The sequence below is a fragment of the Methylobacterium marchantiae genome (assembly GCF_042679825.1).
Taxonomy (GTDB): domain Bacteria; phylum Pseudomonadota; class Alphaproteobacteria; order Rhizobiales; family Beijerinckiaceae; genus Methylobacterium; species Methylobacterium marchantiae.
On sequence record NZ_JBHTND010000003.1, the window covers coordinates 55738 to 79898 of the forward strand.

Here is a 24161-nt window from a genome sequence, read left to right on the forward strand (position 1 = left end):
CCGGAATGTATTTTTTAGACGAAAAGGCCGGCTGAGTTTGTTCTCGCCGGCCTGTCGTTCTTCTTAGTTCACCTTGGCCTTCACGACCTCATAGATCTTTTCGTTCAATGGCCCGGCCGGCCCGAGCAACTCTTCGAGTTGCTTCAGGCGTTCCTCGGCAAAGCCACGATCGTCCAGGCCCTTGGCGTTGACATAGACGTTGAGCGCGGCACTGCGCAGGCCGGCATGGGCCGAGAGGACCGCGACCCCGGCATCGGAGATGACATTGAGGTTGCCCTTCTCCGCCACCGCCTCGGCGAGGTCGATGACCTGGCGGCAGGCGCGGCAACAGGCGAGCGGCACGTCGGTGGCGACCTTGAGAACCTCTTGGATCTTGGCGGCGCGGGCCGTCTTCTCCTCGTCGGTACCCTTCGGCAGTCCGTAGGCGGCCATGACGGCGTCGAAAGCCTCGACGTCGTCGGCGATCATGCCGGTGAGCTCTGCGCGGAGTGCTTCGGACTTGCCGAGGATCTCCTTCAGATCGCCCTCGACCTCGACGTACTTCTTCTTTCCGATGGTGAGGTTGCACACCATGCTGAGCAGCGCGGCGCCCATGGCGCCCGAGATGGCGGCGGCTCCGCCGCCACCGGGGGTCGGGGCCGAGCTCGCGAGTCCGTCGAGGAAGCCCTGGATGGTCTCGTTGGCGGGCGAAGTCTTATCGGTCATGGGTCAGGCCATCTTCTTGGCGAGGGCGTAGATCTCCTCGGCATCGAACACCTGCTCGGTGTTCTCGAAGAGCTGGCCGACGCAGGCGCGATGGAGCTTGAGCTTCAGGCCGCCGATGCCGAGTGCACCGAACACCTTCTTGCCATGGCGCTCCTTGCCCTTGTCCATGGCCTCGATGCCGCCGAAGCCGAGGGGCGGCTGGGCGTTGTAATCGGCGATGAACTCGATGCTGGCCTCGTCCTTCCAATCGGCTTCGGCAAGAAGCTCGAGGCCGATGGCGCCAGCGGAGAAGACCAGGTTCTGGCCCTTGACGATGGCGGCGCGCGAGGCGGCGTCCGGCGTCGCGGCGGCGCTGATGTTGACCTTGAAACGCTTGTTGATGGCGTCCGCGGCGGCCTGAGCCTTGTCGAGCGAACGACCGCACAGGACGACTGTGGCGCCTTCCTGCGCCAGAAGGGCGGCCGAGCGCATGCCGACCGGGCCGGTGCCGGCCAGAACAACGGCCTTCTTGCCCTGGAGCGAACCGGCGGCCTTCTGCACCAGCGCGACGCCGGCGGCGGCGGTGGTGTTGGAGCCGTTGGAATCCAGCATGATCGAGACGCGGAACGGGCCGAAGAAGCGCTTCTTCACCGCTTCGAACACGGCCTCGCCGGCCGCCATGCTGCCTCCGCCGACGAAGATTGCGGTGGACTTCTTCTCGGAGCCGCCGCGGGTGTAGATCGTGCCGTCCACCAGGGCGCCGACATTCTCGGGCGTCACGTTGCCGTAACCGGTGATGCGATCGGCTCCGCCATCGTAACCGACGACCACATCGAACACGCTCGGAACGGTGTCGGTGTCGAATTGGAACAGCAGCTTCTTCGTCATGTCCTGTTTCCTCTGCCCGCGACTCTGCGCGGTTGGCGTATGATCGGCGCGTCTGCGCAGAGCCGCGCTGGTGTCATTCCCCGTCATTCCGGTGCGCCGGGCGCACCAGAAATCCGGACACTCCGTCGGTGCAGGCTCGCTCGGCGTCCGCGATCCCGGAATGACGTCGGCTCCCGTGAGCCCTGTCTTCTGGCGTGAAGCCCGAGCTTCACACCACGTTCTGCGGCTTGCCCGCCACGTAGGCTTCGACATTGTCGACGAGCTGGTCGGCCAGGATCTGCATGGCCTCCTTGCTCGCCCAGGCCACGTGCGGCGTGACGATGAGGTTCGGCAGGTCGAGCTCGCACAGGATGTTGCCGTTCTTCGGCGGCTCGGTCACCACCACGTCGAAGCCGGCGCCGCCGATCGTGCCGGCCTTGAGGGCTTCGGCGAGGGCTTCCTCGTCGACGAGACCGCCGCGGGCGGTGTTGATGAGGATGGCGTGCTTCTTCATCTTCGCGAGCTGCTCGGCGCCGATCATGTTCCGGGTTTCCGGGGTCAGCGGCGCGTGCAGGGTGATGACGTCGGATTCCCTCAGGATCGTCTCGAAGTCCACGAGGCCTTCCTGCGGGAACACGTCGTAGGCGATGACCTTCATGCCGAGCGCTTCGGCGCGCTTGGCGATGGACTTGCCCAGCGCCCCGTAGCCGACGATGCCCAGCGTCGAGCCGGCGATGTCGTGGATCGGGTAGTCGAAGTAGCAGAACTGGGTGGACTTCGCCCAATCGCCCCGGCGCACCGAGTTCGCATAGGGCACGATGGCGCGCCGCAGGGCGAACATCAGGCCGATCACGTGCTCGGGCACGGTGTTGAAGGCGTAGTTGCGGATGTTGACGACGGTGATGCCGAGTTCCTTGGCGACCGCCTTGTCGACGACATCGGTGCCGGTGGCGGCCACCGCGATGAGCTTGAGGTCGGGCAGCTGCTTCAACGTCTCGGCGCGCATGGGCACCTTGTTGATCAGAGCGATCTCGGCGCCCTTCAGGCGCTCGACGATCTCTTCCGGCGTCCAGGTCGACTCGTACTCGGTATATTCGTGCGGGAAATTGAATTCACGCACCTTGGCGTCGAGGGATTCACGGTCGAGGAAGACGATTTTGTGCGCCATTGGAACCCTCAAGCGACGTTCCGCGCCGAGCGCGGCGTTACGCGATACACGCTTCTATAGACGATGCCCCGGGGCCGGCGAGACGCCGGCCCCGGGAAACAGCTTCGATCAGGACTTCGCGAGCGGGTTTTCGCGCAGGTAGCTGGACGCGGCGGCGACGCCGGATCCCGGCTGCACCTTCACGCCGTTGTCGAGCATGGCCATTTCCGCGCCGGCGATGGCGCCGAGGAGCGAGAGCTCGTTCAGGTCACCGACGTGGCCGATGCGGAACACCTTGCCGGCCACCTGGCTCAGACCCGCGCCGAGGGCGAGGTTGTAGCGCACGAAGGCGTGCTTGATGATCGCGGCGGCGTCGACACCCTCGGGGACGAGGATGGCGGTCACCGTGTCCGAGTTCCACTTGGCTTCCTTGGCGCAGGTCTTGAGACCCCAGGCCGCCACGGCCTGACGGGTCGCCTCGGCGAGCACGGCATGGCGATGGTAGACGTTCTCGAGACCCTCTTCCCGGAGGCAGGCGAGCGCCTCGCGCAGGCCGTAGAGGAGCGGCAGGGCGGGGGTGTAGGGGAAGTAGCCGGCGCCGTTCTGCTTCTGGTGGTCGGCCCAGTCGAAGTAGACATGCGCGAGGCGGTCGTTCGGACCCGAAGACGACTCGGCGGCCTTCAGAGCCTTCTGGCTGACGCAGATCACGCCGAGACCGGCGGGGAGCATCAGGCCCTTCTGCGAGCCGGCGATGGCGCAATCGACCTTCCACTCGTCGGCGTAGAACGGCAGCGAGCCGATGGAGGACACGCCGTCGACGAAGAGCAGCGCCGGGTGACCGGCCGCGTCGATCGCCTTGCGCACGGCACCGATGTCGCTGGTGACGCCCGTGGCGGTCTCGTTATGGACCGTCATGACGGCCTTGATCTCGTGGTTCGTGTCGGCGCGCAGCGCCTCTTCGATCCGCTGCGGGTTCGCACCCGTGCCCCACTCTTCTTCCTGAACGATCACGTTCAGGCCGAGGCGCTGGGCCATGTCGATCCAGAGGTGGCTGAACTGGCCGAAGCGCGAGGTCAGGACCTTGTCGCCGCGATGGAGCGTGTTGGTCAGCGCGGATTCCCAGATGCCGGTCCCGGAGGCGGGGAACAGGAAGATCGTGCCGTCCTTGGAGCCGAAGACCGCCTTGGTCTCTTCGAACAGCGGCTTGGTCAGCGTCGGGAAATCGACCGAACGGTGATCCTCCGAAGGAACGATCATCGCCCGCTGCACGCGGTCGGGGATGTTCGTCGGGCCCGGAACGAACAGATGATTACGACCCGGTCGTCTCGTTGCCGCCATGTTGTGTCTCCGGTTCTTCTTCAGGTCGCGTGCACGCATCGTGCGACGCTTGGATCGAATACGGTGTTCCGAGCTCGCGACCCGGCCTGGGTCGGTGCCGGTACGACGCTCAAGCTTTGAGGGAGATACGACGGTTCGGCCGGAATGCCCGGCCACCGCCTGTCCGACTGGATACGATGACATGGTTCGCAGCCGTTGACGGACGGGGTGCGACCCGCCCCGCACCATCACCGATGAATGCGGGTAGCGGAACGCGCCACGCGACCGTCTTCGACTGGATCAAGCCTCTCTCCATTGGCCAGGGCGCGCGATGGTTGCACGCTTCCATGGCCGTGGACGTCGTTTCTCACCTCGTCGGCAACCTTGATTTCGCCTCGTGCGGGCTCCGGATACGCGCCTTTCCGGCGCGATACGGTGGGTCACCTTGTTCACGACTATGCCGGGGTTCGCCCAGGAAGGAAAACGTAAAAAACTTCGCGGCCACTCAAAAAATTTGTGGCGCAGCGCAACATCGCCACGATGAATTTAAGCGACGACCCCGCCTCGCCCGGCGATGCGCGTCATCAAACTGATACGGGAATCCGGTTTGGCTCAAGGCACCGAAGCAGTTCGGAGAGGGCCGTGGGCGAAGATACAGAGAAGACGATCCGCGTCCGGACGCTCTTCCTGTCCGATATGCATCTGGGCACGAAGGGTTGCCAGGCAGGGCTGCTGCTGGACTTTCTGCGCGACTACGACGCGGACGAGATCTACCTCGTCGGCGACATCGTCGACGGGTGGCAGCTGAAATCGGGCTGGTTCTGGCCGCAGAGCCACAACGACGTGGTCCAGAAGCTGCTGCGCAAGGTGCGCAAGGGCTCGACGCTGGTCTACATCCCCGGCAACCACGACGAGTTCCTGCGCGATTATCTCGGTATGACCTTCGGCGGGATCGAGGTCGTCGACGATCGCATCCACGTGGCCGCCGACGGCAAGCGCTACCTCGTCATCCACGGCGACCAGTTCGACATGGTCGTCCGGCACGCCAAATGGATCGCCTTCCTCGGTGACGGCGCCTACACGTTCGCGCTCTTCATCAATACGCATCTGAACACCATCCGGCGGCGCCTGGGCCTCGCCTACTGGTCGCTCTCGGCCTGGGCGAAGCTGAAGGTGAAGAACGCCGTCAACTTCATCGGCAAGTTCGAGGAGTTGCTCAGCGCCGAAGCCAAGCGTGTCGGCGCCGACGGCGTGATCTGCGGCCATATCCACCATGCCGCCCACCGCCAGATCGCCGGATTGATCTATCTCAATACCGGGGACTGGGTAGAATCCTGCACCGCCATCGTCGAGCATTACGACGGGACCATGGAGGTGCTGCATTACCCGAGCGTCCTGCGGGCGCGCGCCGCCGCCGAGGAGGCGGAGAGAAACACGATCCTGACCGATCCCGCCCGGGCGGTCGCGTGAGGCTGCTGATCGCGACCGACGCCTGGCATCCGCAGGTCAACGGTGTCGTGCGCTCCCTGGAGAACATGGCGGCGGCCGGCCGGGATCTCGGCTTCGAGACGGTGTTCCTGACCCATCAGGATTTCGCGTCGGTGCCGCTTCCGGGCTATCCGGAAATCCGCCTCTCCTATGCCACGAGGGGCAAGGTCGCCCGCCTCTGGTCCGATCTCGCCCCGACCCATGTCCATGTGGCCACCGAGGGGACCGTGGGCTACGCCACCCGGCGCTACTGCCTGGCACATGGCCGCCCGTTCACCACGAGCTACCACACCCGCTTCCCCGAATACCTCGCCGCCCGGGCGCCCGTCCCGGAGAGCTGGAGCTATGCCTGGCTGCGGCGCTTCCACGGTGCCGCCAGCGGGACCATGGTCTCGACGCCCTCCCTCGAACGCGACCTCGCCTCGCGCGGGTTCCGCAACCTGATGCGCTGGACGCGGGGGGTCGATACGGATCTCTTCCGTCCCGCCCTCCCCGACGAGTCGCGTCCCGAGGCCCTGGCTGGGCTCCCCGGACCCTTCTTCCTGTTCGTGGGGCGGCTGGCGGTGGAGAAGAACGTCTCCGCTTTCCTCGATCTCGACCTGCCCGGCACCAAAGTCGTGGTCGGCGACGGGCCGGACAGGCCGCGCCTCGAAAGCCTGCATCCCCGGGCGCGCTTCCTCGGCACCCTCACGGGGGCGGCCCTGGCGAGGATCTACGCGGCGGCGGACGTGTTCGTGTTCCCGAGCCTCACCGACACGTTCGGCATCGTGCTGCTCGAAGCCCTCGCCTGCGGCGTGCCGGTGGCGGCCTATCCGGTGACCGGACCACTCGATGTCATCGGCGAGACCGGGGCCGGCGTGCTCGGGACCGATCTGCGCGAGGCGGCCCTGGCGGCCCTCGCCATCTCGCGCGAGCGCTGCCGCCAGGAAGCCCTGCGCTACACCTGGGGCGAGAGCGCGCGCCAGTTCTTCACCAACATCTCCCTGGCCCATGGCACCGGCCTTCCCACGCCGAGGCGGCGGACCTTCCGGGCTGCTCCGGCGGTGTAGGGCGTCGGCCGGAAAGGCGGATGGGGAGGGGGTGACGCGGCGGGCCTTACGGTGCGAAGGTGCCGCCGCCATCCGAGGCGCTTCGCGCGATCGTCTCCGTGACGAGCGGATGTCGCCAAGTTCACTCAGCCGGGCCCAGAATGAGACCGTTCGCCGACCCCGCTTCCGCGACCCTCCCGGCTCTGATCGGTTGCGACGAGGTCGGGCGCGGCGCCCTGTGCGGTCCCGTCGTGGTAGCGGCGGTCTGGTTCGATCCGGCCGTCTTCCCGGCTTCCGTCCTCGCCTGTCTCGACGACAGCAAGAAGCTCGACCGACCGACCCGCGAACGTCTGACTCCGCTGATCCGCCAGCACGCCGAAGTCGCGGTCGCGGCCGGCTCCCGAGAGCTCGTGGACCGGATCAACGTGCGCGCCGCGACCCTCGACGCCATGCGCCGGGCGGTTGAGAAGCTCGGGCTCGACGCTCCCGTGGCGGTGGACGGGCGGGACGGCATTCCGGGCCTGTCCCTTCCGTGCCGGGCCGTGATCGGCGGCGACCGGCTCGTGCCACAGATCGCGGCCGCCTCGATCGTCGCCAAGTGTCTCCGCGACGATCTCATGCGCGCCCTGGCGAGGCGGCATCCGGCCTATGCCTGGGACCGCAACGTCGGCTACGGCACCGCGGCCCATCTCGCCGGTCTCGCCAGTCTCGGCCGCTCCGCGCATCACCGGGTGAGCTTCACCCGGCGCTACGCTCCCCCCTCGCCCGCCCTCACAGCAGGCTGAGCTGGGCCCCCTTGGCGGCCGTGGGCGTGAACAGATCCGTGCGCAGCGCGAGGCGCGCGTCGGCATAGCCGAGGCGCTGCTTCGCCAATCGCATGCGCTGACCGATGAGATCGGCATAGGCGCCGCTGCCGGTCATCCGTCGGCCGAACGCGGCATCGTAGGCCTTGCCGCCGCGGGCCTGCCGGACCAGCGACATCACGTGGTTGCGGCGCCCCGGATAATGCTCGGCGAACCAGTCGTTGACGAGGTCGTCGAGTTCGAGGGGCAGCCGCAGGAGGACATGGCGGGCCTCCACGGCCCCGCATTCGCGCGCCCGCTCCAGCACCGCCTCGATCTCGTGGTCGTTCAGCGACGGGATCACCGGCGCCATCATCACCATGACCGGGATGCCGGCACGGCTCAGCTGACGGATCGCCTCGAGGCGACGGGCCGGATGGGGAGCGCGCGGCTCCATCCGGCGGGCCAGCATCGGATCGAGGGTCGTCACCGACATCGCCACCTTGACGAGGCCGAGTTCGGCCATCGGCGCCAGGATGTCGATGTCGCGGACGACGAGGTTCGACTTGGTGACGATGCCGACCGGATGGCGGAAGCGCGCCAGCACGCCGAGGACGGCGCGGGTGATGCCGTGGCCGCGCTCGATCGGCTGGTACGGGTCCGTGGCCGTACCGAGAGCGATGGTCTGCGGAATGTAGCCCTTGGCCGACAATTCTCGTTCCAGCAGCTCCGCAGCGTCCGGCTTGTGGAAGAGCCTCGTCTCGAAATCGATGCCGGGGGAGAGACCGACATAGGCGTGGTTGGGCCGGGCGAAGCAGTAGATGCAACCGTGCTCGCAGCCGCGATAGGGATTGATCGAACGATCGAACGGCAGGTCAGGCGAGGTGTTGCGCGTGAGGATGGTGCGCGCCCGCTCGGGCACATCCTCGGTGCGCAGGCGCGGGAGTTCATCGTCCGAATCCCAGCCGTCATCGAACGCTTCGCGCCGGGCGGGCTCGTAGCGGCCGGCGGGATTGGCCGTGGCACCGCGCCCCTTCCGCATATCGGCCGGACGGGCACTTGCCGCGAGCCGCTGACCGGGCGCTCCGACCCCGTCTCCAGCGGCCTTCACCGCTCCGACCAGACCGCCAGCTCGGTCCCGGCCGGGTCTCTGAAATGAAACCGGCGTCCCCCAGGGAAAGCGAAGATCGCCGCGACGACCGTGCCTCCCGCCGCTTCGACCCGAGCCTGCATCGCTTCGAGGTCCTGAGCGTAGAGTACGGGTAGCGGCACCCGCACCGCCTTCGCTTCGTCGGCATCGAAGCCGCCCTCGAGCCCCTGGTCGAAGGCGGCGTAGCCAGGTCCGTAATCCGTGAAGGTCCAGCCGAAGGCCGTCCCGTAGAATTCCTTCACCGCATCGATGCCGCGCCCGGGCAGTTCGAGATAATCGATCTTGCCGTCCTGTCGCATGCGAGCGTCTCCGGTGATCCAACGGAATGCGACTCTAAGGCCGCCAGCCACAGCATCACGCTGCAGACACCGTGCTTTCGATGTGAACATATCAGGAACGCATGAGCTTTGACTGCCCTTATTTCGTGCAATCGTTGGCTTATCCCGTCGGAGCACGGATTCTCGCGATCCTTTCTCCGGCTTTCGGCTTCTCCGGCGCCGAAAATACGGTATGCGCGCGCATGATTTCGGCACTGATCCATGTTGCGAGGCCGGGCGACCCCGACGTGGTCGACCAGCTCGCCGATACGCTGGGGGCTCTCGTGGAGGGCGTCGCCGCCGGCCTCGTCGGCGATGCCGTGATCATCGCGCCCGCGCACAATGCGGCGCTCGACGCGGTCGCCGAGGCCACCGGCGCAACCTTCGTCACGCGGGCGGGGGGCACGGCGCCATGGTCGGCCGGCGCGAAGTCGGCGCGGCGCGAATGGGTGCTCTGCCTCGAAGCCGGCGACGTGCCGGCGGAGGGCTGGATTCGCACGATCGATCGCTTCATCGGCACGGCTCGGCCTGAGATCGTCCTCGGACGCCTGCGTCGTCCCCATGCCGGTCTGCCGGCGCGCCTCGCTGCGCAGGGCGAATCGGTCATCGGGGTGCGTTCTCCGCGAGCCGGGGACCTCGTCCGCCGCGAGCGGCTGACCTCCGGCGTCGTCTTCACCCCCCGACTGCGGCCGCGACCCGTGAACGTGCGGCTCGACAGAGGCTGATCAGACCGGGATCGAGGCCCCGCGCCGCAGGTGCTCGTCGAGCCGCGGCATGATCTCGACGAAGTTGCAGGGCCGGTGCCGGTAGTCGAGCTGGGCCGCGAGGATACCGTCCCAGGCATCGCGGCAGGCGCCGGGCGAGCCTGGAAGGACGAAGACGAAGGTCGCGTTGGCGAGCCCCGCCGTCGCCCGCGACTGGAGCGTCGAGGTTCCGATCTTGTCGTAGGAAATGCGGTGGAACACCGCCGAGAAGCCGTCCATCCGCTTCTCGAACAGGGGCTCGATGGCCTCGGGGGTGACGTCGCGCCCGGTGAAGCCGGTGCCGCCGGTGGTGATCACCACGTCGACGGCGGGGTCCCTCATCCAGGTTTCCACCTGGGCGCGGATCGCGGAGACCTCGTCGGGCACGATGGACCGGCCGGCGAGGCTGTGGCCGGCCGCCACGAGGCGCTCGCACAGCGTGTCGCCCGATCGGTCGTCCTCGGCGACGCGCGTGTCGGAGACGGTCAGCACCGCAATGGAGAGCGGGATGAAGCGACGGGTCTTGTCTGCGGCGACCATGGATTGCGGCTTTCAGCTCGGCGATGCCGGCGGATTCTAGCCGCGAATGAGGGGGCGGGTCGATCCCGCCGCTACAGCTTCGCGGTCCGCTCCGGCGAGATGCGGCCGCGGGCGATGTCGAGGAGAGCCGTGAGGTTGCCGGCCAGCCGGCCACGCCGGTCGATATAGGGCTCGGGCCTGAGCGAGCGCACCACGTTGGCCGCGACGTTGCGCGCCATCAGTTTGCCGAGGAACGGCACCGGCAGCGTTCCCTTCCTCATCAGGTAGACCGAATTCGCGACCTGGGAATAGCCGACGCGCTTGCCCCGCTCGCGCCCGGTCTTGTTGCCGAGATGGACGCCCCAGAGGGCATCCGCCCGCGCCGTGAGGCCCCTGCGCGCCACCTGTCCGCCGAAATCGGAATCCTCCAGCCAGGCATAGAGCGGAAGCCGCTCGTCGAAACCCAGGCCTGCGATGGCGCTGGTCCTGAACGCCATGTTGCAGCCGTAGGGCCCGATTCCCTCGTGCAAGCCGTCATCGCCATCCTCTCCGTGACCGTCCTCCTCGGTCACAACCCGCAATCCTTCGCCGCGATCGATGCCGGGAGATTTGGCGCCGTCGGCGAGGACACGCCCGGTGAGACAGACGACATCGGGCCGCGCCCGGAAGGTCGCTGCCATCTGTTCGAGCCAGAAATGCGAGGGGATGAAGTCGTCGTCAAAGAAGGCGACATAGTCGTAGCGCCCACCGGCCAGCGCGAGACCGTCGTTGCGCTGATGCGCGCTGCCGGTCCGGCCGACCCGTGCGGTCAATCCGGGACCATCCTCCAACCCGCCGAGATCGTCCGTTTCGGATCCCACGATGACGATGTGGTCGGGCGCTCGGCTCTGGCTCTGCAGGAGCATGACGAGCCCTCGAACCAGGGCCGGTCGCCCGCGGGTCGCGATGATGACGGCGATCGTCTCGGTCGGGGACATGGTGGAGCGCTGCCTCGCATCGCCGAATCCAGCCCATTCGCGAGAAATGGGCGGTCGGCCTCGTCCGCGATCCTTGGCGCTCCAGGGTTGAATCGACCGTTACGCGGCGGCGCTCCGCTACCTTTCGCGCGGACGGTCTGAGTCTATGCTTTCGGAATCCTCATCGGCGTCGCTGCGATCGTCACGAAATGGATCGGGAACATCCTGCCCGGCTCAGTTGCGGGCCGCCCGGAAGGTGTCGCAGGACTTGGTCTGGCCGCTCTTGTAGCCGGTCATGAACCACCGCATCCGCTGCTCGGACGATCCGTGCGTGAACGAATCCGGCACGGCGTAGCCCTGCGACTGCTTCTGCAGCTTGTCGTCGCCGATGGCGCTCGCCGCCTGCATCGCTTCCTCGATGTCGCCCGGTTCGAGCGAGTTGTACTTGTCGTTGGAGTTCTTGGCCCAGACGCCGGCGAGGCAATCTGCCATCAGTTCGACGCGGACGGACAGCTGGTTCGACTCGACCTTGCTGGAGGCCGCCTGCTGGCGACCCTGGACCTTGCCGAGGATGCCGAGCTCGTCCTGGACGTGGTGGCCGACTTCGTGCGCGATGACATAGGCATAGGCGAAGTCGCCCTTCACGCCGAACTTCTGCTCCATCTCCTTGAAGAACGACGTGTCGAGATAGACCTTCTTATCGAGCGGGCAGTAGAACGGCCCCATCGCCGCCTGGGCCGAGCCGCAGCCGCTGCGCGTGCCGCCGGTATAGAGCACCATCCCGGTCGGGCGGTACTGCTTGCCGGTCTGGTTGGGCAGGATCTCCTTCCAGACGTCCTCGGTATTGCCGAGGATGGCGGCGGCGAAGCGCCCGCTCTCATCGGTCGGTTTGGTCTTGCGCTGGGCTTGGGTCTGCGGGTCGACCTGCTCCTGGCGCGGCCGTCCGCCGCCGCTCATCTGCTCGGCGCCGCCGATCAGGATGGCGGGATTGATACCGGTGACCCAGCCGATGATGCAGAGGATGACGATGGTGCCGATGCCGAGCCCGCCGGCACCGCCGCCCGGAAAGCCGCCGCCGCCGCCGCCCTCGCCGCGACGATCCTCGACATTGTCCGAAGAGCGGAAATCTTCCCAGCGCATGATCTCGTCACCCTTCGTCCCGGAGGCATGGTCGAGGAATGGCCGCCACGCCCGTTCCCGTCTCCGCCCCGTGTGCCCGAACTAATCCCCGGGTGAAAGATACGGTTCCGCTTCCCCGACGCGTTTCGCCTCACGCCGTCCCGTCGAGGGTCGCCCGCAACAGGCGGAAATCCCTCCAGGCGAGGCGTTTCTGGAGCGGCTGGCGCAGGAGATAGGCCGGGTGCAGGGTCGCCAGGGCTCTCACCTCCCGGTCGCCGACCCGATACGGGTAGAACCGGCCGCGCGCCTTCAGGATGCCGTCCTTCGTTCCGGTGATCGCCTGCGTCGCCGGACTGCCGAGGCAGACGATGATGTCCGGGTCGGCGAGTTCGATCTGGCGCTCGATGAACGGTTTGCAGATCGAGACTTCCTGGGGCGTCGGGTTCCGGTTCCCCGGCGGCCGCCAGGGCACGATGTTGGTGACGTAGGCCTTGGTCCGGTCGAGGCCGATCGCCGCCATCATCCGGTCGAGGAGCTGGCCGGAACGGCCCATGAACGGCTTGCCGACGCGGTCCTCGTCGGCCCCGGGGGCCTCCCCGATGAACATCAGCTTCGAGGCCGGGTTGCCGTCGGCGAAGACGAGGTTCTTCGCCGTGAACTTGAGGGGGCAGCCGTCGAAGCCCGCGAGCAGCTGCTCGAGTTCTTCGAGGGACGTGACATCCCGCGCCCGCGCCCTTGCGTCGCCCGCCGCCTCGCCGGGCTTCGCCGCCGCGGATTGTCCGTAGGTCCGTGCCGGCGGCGCTGCCGGCGCCGGGCCGCGGGGAGGCAGTTCGCGACGGAAGGGTCCCGGATCGGCCGGTGAGGCATCCTGCGCGGGCATCGCGCGGCGGGCCGGCGCCGGGCGCCAGGCCGGCGGCTCGTCGGCTTCGGAGAAGCGGTCGTGCGGCCGCTCGTCGAGGCAGAGATCGACGCCGGCTTCCACGTGGAAGTCGAGATCGGCGATCACGTCGCGCTCGGTATCGGGGCCATGGCTCATCTCACGTGATGTGGCCCCGAATGGTCCTGTGGACAACACTTCGCGCGACACTTCGTGCATCGCCCGATGTTAGGGCCCGAAGGCTTCAATCCGCCGTGAGACCATCGGCAGGCTTGCGTTCCTAGCTTGGAATGGGTTGAGAGTGTTCGCAATCACAGCACCACGCGTTTCTCGATCGATCTCGATCGGTCGGGCCGAGCGCGGCAGGAGGAGTTTCGAGGATGGCGTTGCCGGAACGCGAGGGCATGGATTTCGACGTGGTGATCGTGGGAGCGGGGCCGGCCGGCCTCGCCGCCGCGATCCGCCTCAAGCAGATCGCCGCCGACCTCGCCGTCGTCGTGGTCGAGAAGGGATCGGAAGTCGGCGCGCATATCCTGTCCGGCGCGGTGATCGACCCGCTCGGGCTCGACCGCCTGCTTCCCGAATGGCGCCAGGACGACGCCCGGCCGCTCAAGACCGAGGTCGAGCGCGACGAGTTCCTGTTCCTCACCAAGAACAGCGGCATCTCGCTGCCGAATTTCACCTTCCCGAAATTCATGTCGAACCACGGCAATTTCGTCGGCTCGCTTTCGAACGTGACGAAGTATCTCGGTGCCAAGGCCGAGGAACTCGGCGTCGAGATCTATCCCGGCTTCCCGGCCTCGGAAGTGCTCTACGACGATCACGGCACCGTCATCGGTGTCGCCACCGGCGATCTCGGCATCGGCAAGTCCGGTGAGCCGCGCGACGATTACACCCGCGGCATGGAATTGCGCGGCAAGTACACGATCTTCGGAGAGGGCGCGCGCGGCTCGCTGACCAAGACGCTGATCGATCGCTTCCAGCTCAACAAGGACAGCGACCACCAGAAATACGGCCTCGGCGTGAAGGAGCTCTGGCAGCTCAAGCCGGAGACCTTCGAGCCCGGCCTCGTGCGCCACACCATGGGCTGGCCGCTCTCGAACAAGACCGGCGGCGGCTCCTGGCTCTATCATTTCGACGACAACCTGCTCTCGGTCGGCTTCGTCACGCATCTGAACTACGAGAACCCGACCCTGTCGCCGTTCGAGGAGTTCCAGCGCTTCAAGACCCACCCGATGATCCGCGACGTCTTCGAGGGTGCCAAGCGCATCGGCTACGGCGCGCGCGCCATCATGGAGGGCGGGTGGCAGTCGGTCCCCAAGCTCGTCTTCCCCGGCGGGTGCCTCGTCGGCTGCTCGGCCGGCTTCGTCAACGTGCCCCGCATCAAGGGCTCGCACAACGCGGTGCTGTCCGGAATGCAGGCGGCCGAAGCGATCGCCGCGGCGCTCACCGCGGGGCGTCAGGGCGACGAACTGACGGATTACGATGCCGGCTGGCGCGACAGCGACATCGGCCGCGACCTCAAGCGCGTGCGCAACGTGAAGCCGCTCTGGTCGAAATACGGCACGCTGGTCGGTGTGGGCCTCGGCGGCCTCGACATGTGGACGCAGACGATTCTCGACGCCTCGCCCTTCGGAACGCTGAAGCACGGCAAGCCGGATCACGCCGCGACGAAGCCGCTCTCGGAGGTGACGCCGATCGTCTACCCGAAGCCCGACGGCAAGCTGACCTTCGACCGGCTCTCCTCGGTGTATCTCTCGAACACCAACCACGAAGAGGACCAGCCGCCCCACCTCAACGTGAAGGATTCCGCCCTTCAGAAGAGTTCGGAGCACGACGTCTACGGTGGTCCCTCGGCACGCTACTGCCCGGCTGGCGTCTACGAATGGGTCACCGAGGGCAGCGGCGTCCGCTACCAGATCAACGCGCAGAACTGCGTCCACTGCAAGACCTGCGACATCAAAGACCCCAACCAGAACATCAACTGGGTGACGCCGGAGGGCCCGGGCGGCCCGAACTATCCGAACATGTGAGGGGCTTCGCGGTACAGGCTGGACAATCCGTGCAATCCGCACAATCTGATTCATCGTGAAGGCGGGTGGTCGGGCTGAAATGGCGACGCGGAATGCGGGCGAGCGTGGGACCGGCACGCTCGACATTCGGGCCGGCGATCTGGCGGAGGCGCTGCGGAAGCGCAATCCGACGGCAGAGTTGCCACACGTCGAGTACATGGCGGAGCTCTTGGCCGCCGTTGGAGCGGCAACCGAGAGTCTCGAGGTCCGTCAACGCGGTTTCCGCGCTATCTTTCCGGCGGACGACGAAGCGATACCCAAGCTCGGCGCCCTGAGTAAGCGCGAACGCGATATCCTGCACCATCTGACGGTGGGCGCGCCGAACAAGGTAATTGCCTCAGAACTCAAAATTTCTGAGGCAACAGTCAAGATTCACGTCAAGCATATTTTACGTAAGCTCGGGGTAAGAAATCGGGTTGAGGCGTCGTCATTAGCGAGGACAAATCTTCCGATTTCGGCGAATGATCTGCGCAGGCCCGACGTGGTCCCCGATCCCCATCGGGCGGAACCGCTCTTTGAATCATCGCCTGAAAGGTACGCTCTAGTATCGAAGTCGGGCGTCGAGCCGTCTCGCGGTCGGGGTCTGGGCGGCCGGATCAGTTCCGTCGAAGGCGCAAGGCGGCTCTCGGACTACGCATTGCCCCTCAGGCTCGAGGATTGGGCCGGTCCTTTGGCCGGTCCGGTCGAGCTCGCGGCGGATCTGGGCATCGCCCGGTCAACACTTCAGGATTGGCGGCGGGGCGGCGCGGTGATCGGATTGCTGAAGGGCGCCCGCAAGCATGTCTTTCCCTTAGCGCAGTTCGTCGACGGAAGGCCGGTGCCGGGTATCGCCGACGTCTTGGGAATTGTAGGCGATGCCAGAACGGCTTGGCTCTGGCTCTCGGAGCCACGCGAGTTGGGGGCATCGCTGCTGGAAGACCTGAGGCACGGGCGGATCGAACCCGTACTGCGTGCGGCACGCGACGATTTCGCCTGAGGTGAGGCTCGATCCCGCGACACTCGCCGATCTCGCCCTGGCTTTCCTGCCCGACAGCTACGTCCGTGCCTGCCTCCTCGCCCATCGCGCGACCCCTCTCGGGATGGGCCACGGCACGACCCGCTTTTCCAGTCCCGTCGCTGCATTCAAGCTTCTCTACATCGCAGAGGATCTTCAGACGGCTTTGGCCGAAACGATGATCCGCGACCGTTTCGAGAACCGCGTGCGGCGGCGGATCGGGCTTGGCGAGGTCACCGCATGGGGTGCGACCGAGGTGTCCGCGAACGCACCGCTTACGCTGATTGATCTACGGACCACTGGATTGCTGCGGCTCGGCGTCTCGACGGATGCCGGCCGCGCCAAGGCGCATCGCCTGGGCCGGGTGCTGAGCGCCGCGATCTACGACCGCACGGACGCGGACGGCGTGCTTTACCTCTCCCGGCTTACTAGTGCGACCTGCTGCGCTGTCTATGAACGCGGCGTTGGCAAGCTCTCGGCCACTCCCGTTGAGGACGTCGTCACGTTGGAGGGCCTCGTTCCGGCCCTGCGTGGCCTCGATGTCGAAATCGTACGATAGGCGCCTGCGGCGTCGGAGCCGGCCGGTCACTGCCGCCATCCTTTCGCCTTGCGAGGATGGCGGGAAGAGTTCAGTGTCCCCGCCCGATCGGCATCGGCGTCCTTTCGCCGATGCGCAAGAAACGCGACTGGTGCCCATGAACGGAAACGCCGCGACCCGCCGGACCCTCTCGGCCCTCGCTTTGTGCCTTGCCGCCTCGGTGGCGACGTCGATCACGGCGCTGGCCGCCCAGCCGCGGGAATCGACTCCGATGACGGAGTACGAGCCGGCGGAATCCCTGGAGGGGAACTTCCTTTCGGCCTACATCGCCGGCGCCTCCAAGGACACGTCCGCCGCGGCGAGCTTCTATCGCGAGGCGGTGAAGGCCGATCCGCGCAACGCCGAACTGCTCGAGCGCGCCTTCGTGTCGCTGCTCGCGGACGGCGCCCTGCCCGACGCCTTCCGTGCCGCCGAGCGGCTGACCGCCCGTGACGGGTCGAACGGCCTCGCGCAACTGAGCCTCGGCGTGCGCCAGATCAAGGCCGGACAATTCGCGCAGGCACGCCAGAATTTCGCCCGCAGCGGCCGCGGCGCCGCGGCTGATCTCACCAGCACGCTGCTCACCGCCTGGGCCTATGCCGGTGCCAATGACGGCAAGCGCGCCCTCGAAGTGGTGAGCAAGCTGAAGGGCGAGCGTTACTACAACACCTTCCGCGACTTCCATGCCGGACTGATCGCCAACCTCGTCGGCGACCAGGCGGAGGCCGAGCGCCGCCTCAAGGCCGCCTACGACGCCGACCAGAACACCTTGCGCATCGTCGACGCCTATGCCCGTTTCGAGGCCCAATCCGGCCGGACGGACCTCGCGATCCAGGCCTATACCGCTTTCGATCAGCTGTTGCCGCGCCACCCGATCGTGCGAGACGCCCTGGATAAGCTGAAGGCCGGCAAGCCGCTGACCCGCCTCGTCAATACCGCGCAGGAAGGTGCCGGCGAGGTGCTCTACGGCCTCGGCTCCGCCGGGTCGACCCAGGGCGACGAGCTGCCCGCCGTGGTCTACCTGCGCCTCGCCCTCTACCTCGCGCCGGAGCACGCCCTCGCCCGCCTGACGCTCGCCGACACGCTCGACCGGATGAAGCAGACCGAGCGCGCCAACGACGCCTATGCGCAGATTCCCGCGAGCTCGCCCCTGAAGCTCAATGCCGACATCCAGATCGGCCTCAACCTCGAACAGCTCGGCAAGGGCGAGGAGGCGATCCAGCTCCTCGATGCCGCGATGAAGGAGCATCCGGACAGCATCGACGTCGTGACGGCACTCGGAAACGTCCAGCGCTCGCGCAAGAAATACGAGGAGGCCGCGGCGACCTACAGCCGTGCCATCGAGCTCATCGGCAAGCAGCCGGCCGCCAATTACTGGACGACGTTCTACTTCCGCGGCACCGCCTACGAGCGGGCCAAGCACTGGCCGAAGGCCGAGGCCGACCTCAAGAAGGCGCTCGAACTCGTGCCGGTGAACCAGCCCGCGGCACGGGCACAGGTGCTCAACTACCTCGCCTATTCCTGGGTCGACCAGAACATGAATATCGACGAGGCCTTCACGATGCTGAAGCAGGCCGTCGATGCGAGCCCGCGCGACGGCATGATCATCGACAGCCTCGGCTGGGCCTATTTCCGCCTCGGCCGCTACGACGACGCCGTGCGCGAACTCGAAAAAGCGATCGAGCTGAAGCCGGGCGACCCGACGATCAACGACCATCTCGGCGACGCCTACTGGCGGTCGGGCCGGCGGCTGGAGGGCAAGTTCCAGTGGCAGCACGCCAAGGATCTGAACCCCGAGCCGGACGACCTCGTCAAGATCAACGCCAAGCTGAAGGATGGCTTGCCGGAACTCGAAAAGCCGGCCGCCACGGCCGAGAACCCGCCCGAGCCGGAGAAGGTGAACCCCGAATTGCCGAAGGGCGCGCCGGCCCCGAGCGAGCCTCCGGGCGCCGCCGACAAGAAGAGCGGCGGCTGAACGTCTGTCGAAGGGCGAGAACCCGACTTGACGGGGATCGGATCGCGGGGCCAGACCGGCTCCGTCATTCCCGAGGTCGCCAGACTTCTCCCTGGTCGCCAGACCTGCCCCTCGTCCCCAGGGTCACCCGTGTCCGTTCTCGTCACCCGCGCTCCGGCGAAGATCAATCTGACCCTCCATGTCCTCGGCCGCCGCGCGGGCGACGGCTACCACGAACTCGAGAGCCTCGTCGCCTTCACTGGCCGCGGGGATACGCTGAGTCTGGTCCCCGGTGACGGCCTGACGCTCGACGTGTCCGGCCCGACCGCCGGACCTGTGGGTCCCCTCGACGACAACCTCGTGGTCCGTGCCGCGCTAGGCTTGGCCCGGTCCGTTCCCGGATTGCGGCTCGGCGCGTTTCATCTGGTGAAGCGCCTGCCCGTCGCCGCCGGCATCGGTGGCGGCTCGTCTGACGCCGCTGCCGCCCTGCGGCTCCTCGCTCGCCTCAACGACCTCTCCATCGACCACCCCGCCATCATCGAGGCTGCCGGTGCCACGGGGGCCGACGTTCCCGTATGCCTCGCCCCGCGCGGCCGGATGATGCGCGGCGCCGGGGAGAATGTCGGCCCGGCCCTGAACTTCTCTCCGCTGCCCGCGGTGCTGATCAATCCCGGTGTACCGGTCGAGACGGCCCCCGTGTTCAAGGCGCTCGGACTGGCGGTCGGAGAGCGTCACGCCGGAGACGACCATCCCCTCCTCGCGCCTGGCCTCGGGCTCGACGCGACCCTCGCGGCGATCACTCCGGCCCGCAACGACCTGGAGGCACCGGCACTCACCGTCGCGCCGGTCATCGCGGATGCGCTGGCCGCATTGCGTGGCCAGAACGGATGCCGCCTCGCCCGCATGTCCGGCTCCGGAGCCACCGTGTTCGGTCTCTTCGCGAACCGGTCCGACGCGGTTCGGGCCGCCGCCCAGATCCGGGCCCAGATCCGGGCGATGCAGACATCCTGGTGGGTCCAGTCCGCATTGCTGCGCTAGGCCGAAGCGGCGGGTCGATCGACGATCCGGTCGGATTGCGTAAGGATTAACCAGAGCGCTTTCTAATGTCGGCCACTGCCGATTTGCGAATATTCGATACGAAACCGTTCATCTGTATGAAAGGCTGCTGGTCCTAGATGGTGCCCCGAAGGGAGCACGGTATGGATGACGCAACGCAAGCATCCTGGGCTAAGGGCGAGCTGCGCGAAGTCCTTTCCCTGATGATGATCGGAACCTGCGTCTGGTTTGCCGGAACGCAGCTCGGCCTGTTCTCGCTTCTCCTGACTTTCACCACCTTCCACCAGCTTCACGACCTCCTCATGCTCGCCATCTGCATGAGCTTCGGGATCGCGGCTGCGGCCATACGCAAATCGCTGACTCTCCGCCGGGTGATGATCTCCCGGGATCTCGCTCAATCCTCGGCGGCTTCCGTCGCCCGCCACGATGCGATGACCGGGCTGGCCAACCGCCGGCTGTTCCAGGAGACGCTGGATACCCGCCTCGCTTCCGTCCAGGCGCCTGCGCCGGTGGCCGTTCTGCTGATCGATCTCGACCGCTTCAAGCCGGTGAATGACGTTTACGGGCATGCTGCCGGAGATGCGATCCTCTGCGCCGTCGCCGATCGGTTGAGGGCTCTTCTCCCCATCGGCAACGTCGTGGCCCGGCTCGGCGGAGACGAGTTCGCGATCCTCTACGATTACGGCAAGGACCGGGAGACCGTTGGACGTCTGGCCCAACAGGTTATCAATGCCCTGTCGCAGCCGCTGCCCTGGGGTGAAAGCCGCATCGATATCGGCGCCACCGTGGGTATCGCCCTGGCATCGCCGGAAATCTCCACGGCGGAGACTCTGCTGCACGCGGCCGACCTCGCCATGTATCAGGGCAAGCGCGATGGCCGCGGAGCGTTTCGATTTTTCCAGGCGGAGATGGGGATAGCGTTGCGTGCCCGCGCCCAACTCGAACAGGAGTTGCGCCTCGGTATCGAATGCGGCGAGATCGAACCGTTCTATCAGCCGGTGGTGTCGCTTCCCGGACGTGAGCTCATCGGTTTTGAAGTGCTCGCTCGCTGGCGTCATCCGGTTCAGGGCCTTCTCGCACCGGATGCCTTCATCACCCTCGCCGAAGAAACCGGGATGATCGCCGATCTCACCTGGGCACTGATGCGGAAGGCCTGCACCGACGCGCGTTCATGGCCATCGCATCTGCAGCTCGCGATCAATATCTCGCCGCTGCAGCTCCAGGACCGTCAGATGCCGGCACGCATTCTCGCGATCCTGACTGAGACGGGCTTTGCCCCGAGCCGATTGGAGATCGAGATCACTGAAACGGCCCTCGTCAACGATATCGAAGCCGCGCGGACGGCCCTGACCTCCATGCAGAGCCTCGGTGTGCGCATCGCCCTCGACGATTTCGGGACCGGATATTCCAGTCTCTATCATCTGCGCGAACTGAAATTCGACAAGTTGAAGATCGATCGCAGCTACATCGCTTCGGTTCCGCTCGGTGCGGAGCGGGCAAAGCTGGTGGATGCGATCATCGCGCTCGGGTCGAGCCTCGGTCTCGTGACGACCGCCGAGGGTATCGAGAGCAGCGACAGCGTCGATTGGCTGGCCGGCCAGGGTTGCACCTACGGCCAGGGCTTCCTGTTTGGCGCTCCGATGACGAAGGTCGCCACGGATCGCCTGCTCACGGAATGGACGGACGGCGCCGGAAACCTCGTGCTCGATCGGGCCGCCAATGGTCCCACGCTCGCCATCGAGCCGCGAACCGCCGCGGCCGCGTAATCGGTCTCCCGATCTCGTCTGGACACAGGATTCTAGTCGGTTCGGCTTCGTCGTGGACGAAGCCGAACCGAGCGGACTTCAGTGAGCCCGGGCGATGCAGAAATCGACCACCTGCAGCAGGGCCGACTTCATCGGGCCGTTCGGGAACAGCGCCAGGGCATCGCGGGCGATGGCACCGTAATGACGCGCCCGATCGATCGTGTCCTCCAGCGCCCGATGCTTGCGCAGGATCGCCAAAGCCGTATCGAGATCGGCCTTCCCCACATCTCCGTCCTGCAGCGTGCGGCGCCAGAACGTCCGCTCCTCCTCGGTCCCGCGCCGGAACGCGAGCACGATCGGCAGGGTGATCTTGCCTTCACGGAAATCGTCGCCGACGTTCTTGCCCATGGAGGCGCTGGTGCCGCCGTAATCGAGGACGTCGTCGATGAGCTGGAAGGCGATGCCGAGATTCATGCCGTAGGAGCGGCAGGCCGCCTGCTCCGCCCTCGGTCGCTCGGCCAGGACCGGACCGACTTCGCAGGCAGCGGCGAAAAGCTCGGCGGTCTTGGCTCGAATGACGGCGAGATACTCGTCTTCCGAGGTCTCCGTATTCTTGGCGGCGGTGAGCTGCATCACCTCGCCCTCGGCGATGACGGTGGCCGCCGCCGAGAGGATATCCAGGGCACGCAGCGAGCCCACCTCGACCATCATCCGGAAGGCCTGGCCCAGGAGAAAGTCGCCGACGAGCACGCTCGCCTCGTTGCCCCACTTGATCCGTGCCGCCACGCGGCCCCGGCGCATGTCGCTCTCATCCACGACGTCGTCATGGAGAAGGGTCGCCGTGTGCATGAACTCGACGCTGGCAGCGAGCTTCACCGCGCCGTCCCCGGCCGCGTAGCCGCAGAGATCGGCCGTGGCGAGGGTGAGGATGGGGCGCAGACGCTTGCCCCCGGACGCGATGAGGTGATTGGCCACCTCCGGAATCATCGCGACATCGGACCCGGTCCGCGACAGGATGGTCGCGTTCACGCGCTCCATGCCCTTCGCCACCAGAGCCACAAGATCGTTCAGGCTCGACTCCGGATCGGAGCGGCCCTCATCGAAGGAAACGACGACACCCAAACTCGATGCCTCCCGAGCTTTCACACCTGGCAGATCCCGGCGGCGAATCCGCCTGTCGGGCCGATCCGCTCGGCCGGGTCATCCCCCGCCACCAACGTCCATGCGGCCACCCCTTCGCATGCGCGCCGAGGCGCTGCAACATCCCGCGCTTCTCCCTGTATACAAAGGGCGGTGGCGTTGGGCTGCCGATGAGGCCAGTGGACGCATGACAGAGCTGATCCGAAGCAACGACATCGTCCTCATGGGTTTCGCCGAGTCGCTGCTTCAAGGGGCCGACATCCCGGTCTTCGTCGCCGACAACCATATGAGCCTGCTCGAAGGTTCGATCGGCGCGTTTGCTCGCCGCCTTCTCGTTCCCGACGACCATGCGTCCGAGGCGAGGCGCCTGCTCGAGGATGCCGGTCTCGCGCACGAATTGCGCGATGCCTGAACTCGGCGCCGACAACGCGAATTCCGGGGATGCGAGCCCCGACCTCTGGCTCGGAGGAACCCTGAGCCTCTATCAGCCCCCGAGAGGGGCACATCGCGCGGGAACGGACGCGGCGCTTCTGAGCCGTCTCCTGACACCGGGGCCCGACGCCGTGATCGTCGATATCGGCGCTGCCACCGGCGCGGTGGGGCTCGCGGCGGCCTCCTATGAGCCGACCGCGAAGGTCATTCTCGTGGAGCGGGATGCCGACCTCGTCGATCTCGCTGTCAGGAATATCCAGGAGAATGGCTTGTCCAGCCGTGTCGGCATGATCGCGGCCGATGTTCTGTCCCCGGAGAGCCGGAGGGCGGCGGGTCTCCGGCCGAACATGGCCGACCTCGTCCTCACCAATCCCCCGTACTTCGAGGCCGGACGCCACCGGCCCTCCCCCATCGCGGGAAAAGCCTCGGCCCATACTTTCGCGGGGGACGACCTCGAATCATGGGTGAAAGCCTGCCTCGACATCCTGAAGCCGGGCGCACCGCTCGGCCTGATCCATCGCGCTGACGCTCTGCCCGATTGTCTTGCCGCCATGCACAGGCGCTTCGGCGGCATTACGGTGAGGCCGGTTCAGGCACGGGCCGCGCAGCCCGCGATCCGGGTGCTGGTGACGGCCATCAAGGGAAGCCGCGCACCGTTCTCGCTCAAGCCGCCCCTTATCCTTCATGGTGACGACGGAGCGATGACGCCCGAGGCTGACGCCCTTCATCGCGGCATGCCCTGGTCGTGAGCGTCGGTTCGCGGCGGAAACGGGTGCTCCCGCCGCGAGGTTCGTCGATGCCGCGATCGATGGCCTAGTAGAAGCGGCGCCAATGGTGGCGGTGCCAATGCCTCCGGTGCCAGTGATGGCGGTGCCAATGGTGGCGGCGGTGCCAGTAGGGGCGGCGCCAGCCATAGGCAGGGCGATGATAGCCGTAGGCCGGGCGGTAGAAGCGCGGCCGCCAGTAGTGTCGACGATAACCGTAATGCCTGCGGTGCCAGTAATGGCGGCGATGCCAGTAGTGCCGGCGCCAATGGGCCTGCTCCACCAGAGGCGTTCCGGTCGAACCTTCAATCGCTGAAACGGGTAGTGGCGCGGCGCGCGCCTGGGACAAGGACCCATAGGCCCCTCCCAGCACCCCGATCAGAACGATCATCCACGTCACGATACGCATGATGGCCTGTCTCCTCTCTCCGGT

At 66.7% G+C, this 24161-nt stretch carries 24 protein-coding genes; 12 read left to right on the forward strand and 12 right to left on the reverse strand.

Translation table 11 applies throughout. The annotated features are described in order from the left end of the window. Positions 1-63: 63 nt before the first annotated feature. From fchA to ACFQ4G_RS03115, 4 genes are all read right to left on the reverse strand, one after another. Positions 64-705: a methenyltetrahydrofolate cyclohydrolase gene (gene fchA / locus ACFQ4G_RS03100; RefSeq protein WP_238203654.1), complete on the reverse strand. Its 642-nt coding sequence runs from the start codon at positions 703-705 to the stop codon at positions 64-66. A 3-nt stretch (positions 706-708) separates the two neighbouring features. Beyond that, positions 709-1572: an NADP-dependent methylenetetrahydromethanopterin/methylenetetrahydrofolate dehydrogenase gene (locus ACFQ4G_RS03105; protein WP_238203652.1), complete on the reverse strand. Its 864-nt coding sequence runs from the start codon at positions 1570-1572 to the stop codon at positions 709-711. A gap of 208 nt (positions 1573-1780) precedes the next feature. Then, positions 1781-2719 (reverse strand): D-2-hydroxyacid dehydrogenase, encoded by a 939-nt coding sequence (locus ACFQ4G_RS03110; protein ID WP_238203643.1) that lies wholly within the window; start codon positions 2717-2719, stop codon positions 1781-1783. A 108-nt stretch (positions 2720-2827) separates the two neighbouring features. Further along, positions 2828-4036 (reverse strand): aminotransferase class V-fold PLP-dependent enzyme, encoded by a 1209-nt coding sequence (locus ACFQ4G_RS03115; protein ID WP_238203641.1) that lies wholly within the window; start codon positions 4034-4036, stop codon positions 2828-2830. 621 nt (positions 4037-4657) lie between these two features. Here ACFQ4G_RS03115 and ACFQ4G_RS03120 point away from each other — a divergent pair. The 3 genes from ACFQ4G_RS03120 to ACFQ4G_RS03130 all read left to right on the forward strand — a co-directional run bounded on the left by ACFQ4G_RS03120 (position 4658) and on the right by ACFQ4G_RS03130 (position 7316). Further along, a complete protein-coding gene (locus ACFQ4G_RS03120; protein WP_238203639.1) occupies positions 4658-5485 on the forward strand; it encodes a UDP-2,3-diacylglucosamine diphosphatase in 828 nt (275 codons plus the stop codon). Then, the gene (locus ACFQ4G_RS03125) at positions 5482-6552 is read left to right on the forward strand and encodes a glycosyltransferase family 4 protein (RefSeq protein ID WP_238203637.1); all 1071 of its coding nucleotides are present in this window, start codon (positions 5482-5484) and stop codon (positions 6550-6552) included. The genes ACFQ4G_RS03120 and ACFQ4G_RS03125 overlap by 4 nt, the downstream gene beginning before the upstream one ends. A gap of 140 nt (positions 6553-6692) precedes the next feature. Further along, a complete protein-coding gene (locus tag ACFQ4G_RS03130; RefSeq protein WP_238203635.1) occupies positions 6693-7316 on the forward strand; it encodes a ribonuclease HII in 624 nt (207 codons plus the stop codon). On the opposite strand, the gene ACFQ4G_RS03135 is transcribed toward ACFQ4G_RS03130, so the two are convergent. Both ACFQ4G_RS03135 and ACFQ4G_RS03140 read right to left on the reverse strand, forming a co-directional pair. After that, the gene (locus ACFQ4G_RS03135; RefSeq protein WP_379039681.1) at positions 7303-8355 is read right to left on the reverse strand and encodes a PA0069 family radical SAM protein; all 1053 of its coding nucleotides are present in this window, start codon (positions 8353-8355) and stop codon (positions 7303-7305) included. The genes ACFQ4G_RS03130 and ACFQ4G_RS03135 overlap by 14 nt on opposite strands. A 65-nt stretch (positions 8356-8420) precedes the next feature. Then, positions 8421-8762 (reverse strand): VOC family protein, encoded by a 342-nt coding sequence (locus ACFQ4G_RS03140; protein WP_238203631.1) that lies wholly within the window; start codon positions 8760-8762, stop codon positions 8421-8423. Positions 8763-8983: 221 nt separating this feature from the next. On the opposite strand from ACFQ4G_RS03140, the gene ACFQ4G_RS03145 reads away from it, so the two are divergent. Then, positions 8984-9505 (forward strand): hypothetical protein, encoded by a 522-nt coding sequence (locus ACFQ4G_RS03145; RefSeq protein ID WP_238203624.1) that lies wholly within the window; start codon positions 8984-8986, stop codon positions 9503-9505. On the opposite strand, the gene moaB is transcribed toward ACFQ4G_RS03145, so the two are convergent. The 4 genes from moaB to ACFQ4G_RS03165 all read right to left on the reverse strand — a co-directional run bounded on the left by moaB (position 9506) and on the right by ACFQ4G_RS03165 (position 13153). Beyond that, the gene (gene moaB / locus ACFQ4G_RS03150) at positions 9506-10063 is read right to left on the reverse strand and encodes a molybdenum cofactor biosynthesis protein B (RefSeq protein ID WP_238203622.1); all 558 of its coding nucleotides are present in this window, start codon (positions 10061-10063) and stop codon (positions 9506-9508) included. Between the two features lie 71 nt (positions 10064-10134). Further along, a complete protein-coding gene (locus tag ACFQ4G_RS03155; protein ID WP_238203620.1) occupies positions 10135-11019 on the reverse strand; it encodes a glycosyltransferase family 2 protein in 885 nt (294 codons plus the stop codon). Positions 11020-11232: 213 nt separating this feature from the next. Then, entirely contained in the window at positions 11233-12138 is a 906-nt protein-coding gene (gene ypfJ / locus ACFQ4G_RS03160) for a KPN_02809 family neutral zinc metallopeptidase (protein WP_238203618.1), read from the reverse strand. A 130-nt stretch (positions 12139-12268) separates the two neighbouring features. Continuing rightward, entirely contained in the window at positions 12269-13153 is an 885-nt protein-coding gene (locus ACFQ4G_RS03165; protein ID WP_238203616.1) for a uracil-DNA glycosylase, read from the reverse strand. Between the two features lie 221 nt (positions 13154-13374). Between ACFQ4G_RS03165 and ACFQ4G_RS03170 the strand changes: the two genes are divergently transcribed. From ACFQ4G_RS03170 to ACFQ4G_RS03195, 6 genes are all read left to right on the forward strand, one after another. Further along, a complete protein-coding gene (locus ACFQ4G_RS03170; protein ID WP_238203614.1) occupies positions 13375-15027 on the forward strand; it encodes an electron transfer flavoprotein-ubiquinone oxidoreductase in 1653 nt (550 codons plus the stop codon). A 55-nt stretch (positions 15028-15082) separates the two neighbouring features. Then, a complete protein-coding gene (locus tag ACFQ4G_RS03175) occupies positions 15083-16042 on the forward strand; it encodes an antitoxin Xre/MbcA/ParS-like domain-containing protein (protein ID WP_238203613.1) in 960 nt (319 codons plus the stop codon). Between the two features lies 1 nt (position 16043). Beyond that, positions 16044-16619: an RES family NAD+ phosphorylase gene (locus ACFQ4G_RS03180; RefSeq protein ID WP_238203611.1), complete on the forward strand. Its 576-nt coding sequence runs from the start codon at positions 16044-16046 to the stop codon at positions 16617-16619. A 136-nt stretch (positions 16620-16755) separates the two neighbouring features. Further along, complete coding sequence (locus ACFQ4G_RS03185) at positions 16756-18612, forward strand: tetratricopeptide repeat protein (protein ID WP_238203609.1); 1857 nt, start codon at positions 16756-16758, stop codon at positions 18610-18612. 129 nt (positions 18613-18741) lie between these two features. Further along, positions 18742-19629: a 4-(cytidine 5'-diphospho)-2-C-methyl-D-erythritol kinase gene (locus tag ACFQ4G_RS03190; RefSeq protein WP_238203607.1), complete on the forward strand. Its 888-nt coding sequence runs from the start codon at positions 18742-18744 to the stop codon at positions 19627-19629. 161 nt (positions 19630-19790) lie between these two features. After that, positions 19791-21413, forward strand: coding sequence for a putative bifunctional diguanylate cyclase/phosphodiesterase (locus ACFQ4G_RS03195; RefSeq protein WP_238203605.1), 1623 nt, complete (start codon positions 19791-19793; stop codon positions 21411-21413). Positions 21414-21491: 78 nt separating this feature from the next. Here ACFQ4G_RS03195 and ACFQ4G_RS03200 read toward each other — a convergent pair whose 3' ends face one another. Continuing rightward, positions 21492-22514 carry a polyprenyl synthetase family protein gene (locus tag ACFQ4G_RS03200; RefSeq protein ID WP_238203603.1) on the reverse strand — a complete coding sequence of 341 codons (1023 nt, stop codon included), beginning with the start codon at positions 22512-22514 and terminating at the stop codon, positions 21492-21494. Positions 22515-22719: 205 nt separating this feature from the next. Here ACFQ4G_RS03200 and ACFQ4G_RS03205 point away from each other — a divergent pair, with 205 nt between their 5' ends. Continuing rightward, the gene (locus tag ACFQ4G_RS03205; RefSeq protein ID WP_238203724.1) at positions 22720-22944 is read left to right on the forward strand and encodes a putative signal transducing protein; all 225 of its coding nucleotides are present in this window, start codon (positions 22720-22722) and stop codon (positions 22942-22944) included. Beyond that, positions 22937-23713 (forward strand): tRNA1(Val) (adenine(37)-N6)-methyltransferase, encoded by a 777-nt coding sequence (locus ACFQ4G_RS03210; protein ID WP_238203602.1) that lies wholly within the window; start codon positions 22937-22939, stop codon positions 23711-23713. Before ACFQ4G_RS03205 ends, ACFQ4G_RS03210 begins: the two co-directional genes overlap by 8 nt. Positions 23714-23777: 64 nt before the next feature. On the opposite strand, the gene ACFQ4G_RS03215 is transcribed toward ACFQ4G_RS03210, so the two are convergent. After that, complete coding sequence (locus tag ACFQ4G_RS03215) at positions 23778-24137, reverse strand: hypothetical protein (RefSeq protein WP_238203600.1); 360 nt, start codon at positions 24135-24137, stop codon at positions 23778-23780. Positions 24138-24161: the final 24 nt, after the last annotated feature.

Bases quoted from the DNA above. Each gene is read 5' to 3' on its own strand.
- ACFQ4G_RS03135 (WP_379039681.1), bottom strand. From the start codon at position 8,355: ATGCGGAAGGGGCGCGGTGCCACGGCCAATCCCGCCGGCCGCTACGAG.
- ACFQ4G_RS03215 (WP_238203600.1), bottom strand. From the start codon at position 24,137: ATGCGTATCGTGACGTGGATGATCGTTCTGATCGGGGTGCTGGGAGGG.
- ACFQ4G_RS03210 (WP_238203602.1), top strand. From the start codon at position 22,937: ATGCCTGAACTCGGCGCCGACAACGCGAATTCCGGGGATGCGAGCCCC.
- ACFQ4G_RS03170 (WP_238203614.1), top strand. From the start codon at position 13,375: ATGGCGTTGCCGGAACGCGAGGGCATGGATTTCGACGTGGTGATCGTG.
- fchA (WP_238203654.1), bottom strand. From the start codon at position 705: ATGACCGATAAGACTTCGCCCGCCAACGAGACCATCCAGGGCTTCCTC.
- ACFQ4G_RS03165 (WP_238203616.1), bottom strand. From the start codon at position 13,153: ATGAGCCATGGCCCCGATACCGAGCGCGACGTGATCGCCGATCTCGAC.
- ACFQ4G_RS03115 (WP_238203641.1), bottom strand. From the start codon at position 4,036: ATGGCGGCAACGAGACGACCGGGTCGTAATCATCTGTTCGTTCCGGGC.
- ACFQ4G_RS03205 (WP_238203724.1), top strand. From the start codon at position 22,720: ATGACAGAGCTGATCCGAAGCAACGACATCGTCCTCATGGGTTTCGCC.
- ACFQ4G_RS03155 (WP_238203620.1), bottom strand. From the start codon at position 11,019: ATGTCCCCGACCGAGACGATCGCCGTCATCATCGCGACCCGCGGGCGA.
- ACFQ4G_RS03110 (WP_238203643.1), bottom strand. From the start codon at position 2,719: ATGGCGCACAAAATCGTCTTCCTCGACCGTGAATCCCTCGACGCCAAG.
- ACFQ4G_RS03185 (WP_238203609.1), top strand. From the start codon at position 16,756: ATGAACGGAAACGCCGCGACCCGCCGGACCCTCTCGGCCCTCGCTTTG.
- ACFQ4G_RS03140 (WP_238203631.1), bottom strand. From the start codon at position 8,762: ATGCGACAGGACGGCAAGATCGATTATCTCGAACTGCCCGGGCGCGGC.
- ACFQ4G_RS03195 (WP_238203605.1), top strand. From the start codon at position 19,791: ATGGATGACGCAACGCAAGCATCCTGGGCTAAGGGCGAGCTGCGCGAA.
- ACFQ4G_RS03145 (WP_238203624.1), top strand. From the start codon at position 8,984: ATGATTTCGGCACTGATCCATGTTGCGAGGCCGGGCGACCCCGACGTG.
- ACFQ4G_RS03105 (WP_238203652.1), bottom strand. From the start codon at position 1,572: ATGACGAAGAAGCTGCTGTTCCAATTCGACACCGACACCGTTCCGAGC.
- ACFQ4G_RS03130 (WP_238203635.1), top strand. From the start codon at position 6,693: ATGAGACCGTTCGCCGACCCCGCTTCCGCGACCCTCCCGGCTCTGATC.
- ypfJ (WP_238203618.1), bottom strand. From the start codon at position 12,138: ATGCGCTGGGAAGATTTCCGCTCTTCGGACAATGTCGAGGATCGTCGC.
- moaB (WP_238203622.1), bottom strand. From the start codon at position 10,063: ATGGTCGCCGCAGACAAGACCCGTCGCTTCATCCCGCTCTCCATTGCG.